Origin of the sequence: Mycolicibacterium pyrenivorans, from assembly GCF_025821625.1 — a bacterium.
GTDB lineage: Bacteria > Actinomycetota > Actinomycetes > Mycobacteriales > Mycobacteriaceae > Mycobacterium > Mycobacterium pyrenivorans.
This window is the reverse complement of record NZ_JACKSH010000008.1, coordinates 1-391: the sequence shown is the minus strand read 5'-3', so window position 1 is coordinate 391 and position 391 is coordinate 1. Positions and strand designations below refer to the sequence as shown.

Annotated in this window: 1 protein-coding gene; it reads right to left on the bottom strand. The window is 66.0% G+C overall.

Translation table 11 applies throughout. The annotated features are described in order from the left end of the window. On the bottom strand, positions 1-391 hold a 391-nt coding region (locus H7I57_RS00715; RefSeq protein ID WP_264021303.1), incomplete at both ends, for an amino acid permease.

Genomic DNA, 391 nt, shown 5'->3' with positions numbered 1-391 from the left:
GGATGGGATGCGTCGCCGCCATCTTGCGGTGCACCAGCTGCGACTCCCCCATCGATCGCAGTACCCGACTGGCCGCTGTCAGCGAGCCGGTGACGCAGGCGAAGTTGGAGGCCACCGCGCCCAGATCGATGCCCAACGCAAGCCAGTGCACGCCAAGGCCGTCGGCCAATGTGTTCAACGGCGTTGCATCGGCGGCCAGGTTGTCGGCACCGCCGAATCCGACAATCTGCGCATACGACGCGTACAGGTAGAGCGCGCCGGCCAGTAGCGCACTGCCCGTGACGGCCCGTGGGATTGTCCGTTGTGGGTCTTTGGCCTCGACGGACAAACACGCGGCCGACTCGAATCCGACGAAACCCAGGGTCGCCAACACCATGCCGCTGACCACCTG